The 4019-nt window shown below is 47.4% G+C and carries 4 protein-coding genes; all 4 read right to left on the reverse strand.

Annotation, left to right across the window (positions count from 1 at the left end):
- Positions 1-161: 161 nt before the first annotated feature.
- From Q7P41_RS10685 to glyA, 4 genes are read right to left on the reverse strand one after another with little or no spacing between them, the layout of a single operon-like run.
- The gene (locus tag Q7P41_RS10685; RefSeq protein ID WP_303884147.1) at positions 162-608 is read right to left on the reverse strand and encodes a hypothetical protein; all 447 of its coding nucleotides are present in this window, start codon (positions 606-608) and stop codon (positions 162-164) included.
- A 3-nt stretch (positions 609-611) separates the two neighbouring features.
- On the reverse strand, positions 612-1427 hold the full coding sequence (locus tag Q7P41_RS10690; RefSeq protein ID WP_303884149.1) for a DUF3100 domain-containing protein: 816 nt from the start codon (positions 1425-1427) through the stop codon (positions 612-614).
- A 48-nt stretch (positions 1428-1475) separates the two neighbouring features.
- The gene (locus Q7P41_RS10695; RefSeq protein ID WP_303884150.1) at positions 1476-2678 is read right to left on the reverse strand and encodes a M20 family metallopeptidase; all 1203 of its coding nucleotides are present in this window, start codon (positions 2676-2678) and stop codon (positions 1476-1478) included.
- A 14-nt stretch (positions 2679-2692) separates the two neighbouring features.
- Positions 2693-3964 carry a serine hydroxymethyltransferase gene (gene glyA, locus Q7P41_RS10700; protein WP_303884152.1) on the reverse strand — a complete coding sequence of 424 codons (1272 nt, stop codon included), beginning with the start codon at positions 3962-3964 and terminating at the stop codon, positions 2693-2695.
- Between the last annotated feature and the right edge of the window lie 55 nt (positions 3965-4019).

Raw genomic sequence — 4019 nt, forward strand, 5'->3', positions numbered from 1 at the left:
AGTTACCTCACCTAAAACGTGAGCGAAACTATCAATGCCTTGAATGTGTCTTATCAGCTAGGGCCCTCGTCTTAAATGACGAAGGCCCCTTAACTTCTTTTTACAAAATGTTACGAAGATTAAATAGTCTTCTTAACCCTCAAATCGAAAAAAGTAGGTATTTAAATTTCTCCAATGAGCTTCAAGATTAATTGCGCGATGATCGTTGAACCTATGTAGGTGCCAATGAAAACTATGCAGGAGACGATCAAGATCCTCCATCCCGTCTTTTTAAGCATGCCAAGGTCTTTCCCAATTGAGATACCGGCATAGGCTAGAATTGGTGTAGTGAGAGCCAAAAAGTTAACTTTTTGTGCCCAGGCATTAAAAATTGTCGCACCCGGGAATCCAGGAATGGTTACTATGCATCCGATTGTGACGACGTAGGCTACAGCCGGAATTTTAACCGGAATGACTTTCGCACATATTACCCCAATAATGCTGATAGCGATTAAAAAGATCATGCCGGGGATGGCATCGATCATCGGGATATTTGCACCAACCAGGTTGCCAACCAAAGTAATGGCGCCAATTATAATAAGTACTGCGAGAACTTCCATGGTCTTCATGAGTTACGCCTCCCCTGCTGCAGTTTGGCTCGGCTGAGTCCCATATTTTAAGCGGTAAAATTTCCTGTACAGCCATTCCGTCATCGGCAAGGCCATCCACAGGGACATGTAAACGCCATCTAAGCCGGTGAGCATGTTGCTTGCCGCCCCCAGAGCTTGGATCTTATCGGCCATGTCGGGGAACATTGCGCTTAAAGCGCCAACAGAAGCGGTCATCATGCTTGCGCTTCCCACTCCGGAAGCCATGGCTAATGCAAGGGGATGAAAAATTCCCAACGCTGCCGCAAAGGTCGCCATGAGACCGAAAAAAATCGTCCCAAACACCGTACCGCATATGTAAACACCCATGACTCCTCGGCCTTCTGGGGTGTCCAAACCATAGATGTCGCCTATTAAAGCCACGTTAGGTTCTCTTGCGATCGAATGAGCTGCCCCTATGGTTTCTCGCTTGAGTCCTAGGTACACCGCCACGGGTACACCAATGATGACCGTGCCGAGATTGCCAAATTCCTGCAATATCAATGCAGGACTCGTTCTTAATATCATTGGAATGTTTGGTCCTACCGTCGTTCCGTACTTTGCCATCAAAAGCATTAAAGTAACTCCAACTAAACTGCCGGCATCGACCATGTCCTTTTGGCTGGCGAGCCTCAAAAATTTGGGCCCCGAAAGAATTCCCATTATAAGTGCATAAAGCATCGGCAGCAAAACCACCGTGCCTGGTCCGATGGGAAAGGAAAAGGCGCCAATCCATTCAGCTATAATGACGAAAATTAAAACTAAGATATGAAGCTTCCAATTTTTAATAGCTTCAATCATGTTAATGCCTCCTCTCGCGCTTTAGACATACCAATTATGTCAATGTAGTTATTTTGTATTACAGCTTTCGTTAGATTCGCAAGCAATCAAGGCAGTTAAAGCTAAAAGTGCTGCCCCTAGCGGAAGGGCTTCTTCGTCTGCCTTAAAATGCGGACTGTGCCACGGATGTACAGCATCGATATCGGGGTTGCCCACACCCAGCCAGAAGTAACACCCCGGGACCCTTTTTTGATATAATGCGAAATCTTCACCTCCCATCGAAGGAATTGGCACAACGATGCTGTCTTCGTCAAAGATTTCCAGGGCTGCTTTCATGGCTATCTTCGTCGCCTCCGGATGATTTATAAGGGCAGGAAGGTCTCTGCGGTAGTTTAGCTCAACTTGGCATCCTAGGCTTGAGGCTGTATTTTCCACGGTCCTTTTCATCCAATTTTCGATTGAATCGCGCAGATCCTCATCGAAGGTGCGAACCGTGCCGAGTAACTTCACTTCATCGGGTATGACATTATTTGCCATGCCGCCACTGATGCTGCCAAAGCTGATCACTGCGGCCTTTTGAGGATCGACGTTTCTGCTCACGATCGTTTGCAAGTTCATGACTATTGAAGAAGTGCACACTATGGGATCAATTACACGATGAGGGTATGCAGCGTGTCCCCCCTTTCCCATGACGGTTATAAATGTAGAATCGACAGCCGCCATCAAGGGGCCTTCCTTTACCCCTACCTTGCCTATCGGTATTTCGGGGTTATTATGCAAACCAAAGATCATCGAAACATCGGGGTTTTCTAGCACACCTTCTTCGATCATGGCCTTTGCTCCAAGGTTTATCTCCTCTGCCGGCTGAAAGATGAACTTGACGCTTCCTTGAAGTTCATCTTTAAGTGAAGCTAAAATTTTCGCAGCTCCAAGGGCGCATGTTGTGTGTATGTCATGACCGCAGGCATGCATGACTCCTTCGTTTTTCGAGGCGTAAGGAAGACCGGTCATTTCTTTTACGGGTAATGCGTCAATATCTGCCCTGATGGCAATGGTGGGGCCGTCGTATGCCCCTTTTAATAGTGCGACCACGCCAGTTTTCCCCACATTTTCTTCGACTTCGCAGCCCAACTCTTTCATGTAAATTGCAATCTTTCTTGCCGTCTCGAATTCCTTGAAGCTGAGCTCGGGATATTGATGAAAATCCCTTCGTAAATTTTTTAGTTCCTCCGACAAGGACTTGCTGAAGCTCAACACTTCATCAGCGTACATTTTAACTACCCCCTTTATGGCAAGTTGTCCGATCGCGAGGCAAGTTCCGTTTTGGTCATGTAAATTGGATGGGCCATGCACAACTCGCGTACTTCTCGCTTAAAGCGTGCGAGTTGTAGCTCATCTTCGTTATCTAGCACTTTTGCGACGAGGTTGGCCACCCTTTTGGTGTCATCTTCGTCAAATCCTCTGCTGGTGACGGCGGCAAGGCCTATGCGAATCCCGCTCGTGACAGTTGGCTTTTCTGGGTCATAGGGTATCATGTTTTTGTTGACTGTTACGCCCACTTCTTCGAGCTTGCTCTCAGCCTGAGCGCCCGTCATTTTCTTGCTTCTAAGGTCAACCAGCATTAGGTGATTATCTGTACCTCCTGAGACTATATCAAATCCGTTACATTTTAGAACTTCTGCCATGACTTTGGCGTTTTTGACGACCTGGGCACCGTAGGCTTTAAATTCGTCGGTCATTGCCAGTTTGAAGGTGAGCGCCTTGGCGGCGATTATCTGAGGGATGGGTCCTCCCTGGATCCCCGGGAAGATGGCCTTATCGATACTTTCGGCGAATTCTTTTTTGCATAGTATATTTCCCCCACGGGCTCCACGTAGGGTCTTGGTGGTAGTAAAGGTTACGAAATCGGCGTAAGGGACCGGGGAAGGATGGGCTCCCGCAGCGACTAAACCTGCTATATGGGCCATATCGACCATGAGATAAGCTCCTACTTTGTTTGCGATTTGCGAGAAGCGCTTGAAGTCTATGATCCTGGAGTAGGCGCTTGCTCCTGCGATTATTAGCTTTGGTTTTACCTCGCAGGCGATACGTTCTACTTCGTCATAATTTATTAACCCAGTTTCTTTGTCTACACCGTAGCTATGGGACTCAAAAAACTTACCTGAAATGCTGACGGAAGCTCCATGAGACAGATGTCCTCCGTGGCTTAGGTTCATGCCAAGTATTTTATCGCCGGGATTAAGCACTGCCATGAATACTGCAAGGTTTGCGTTGACGCCCGAATGGGGCTGTACGTTGGCATGCTCAGCACCAAACAGCTTTTTGGCACGCTCGATCGCTAGGCTTTCTACGATGTCTATAAATTGACATCCTCCGTGATAACGCCTGCCGGGGTAACCCTCGGCGTACTTGTTGGTCAACAATGACCCCTGAGCTTCAAGTATAACTTCGGGCACGAAGTTTTCTGAGGCGATGAGCTCAATCGTCAGGTTTTGCCGTTCCTTTTCCCCTTCTATTGCAGCGGCGAGCTCCGGATCGATGAAATGAATGAGATCCATGAAATAACCCTCCTTGATTAATTCTATTACAATAGCTTACACCTAAAAGTGACAT

The sequence above is a fragment of the Acetomicrobium mobile genome (assembly GCF_937920065.1).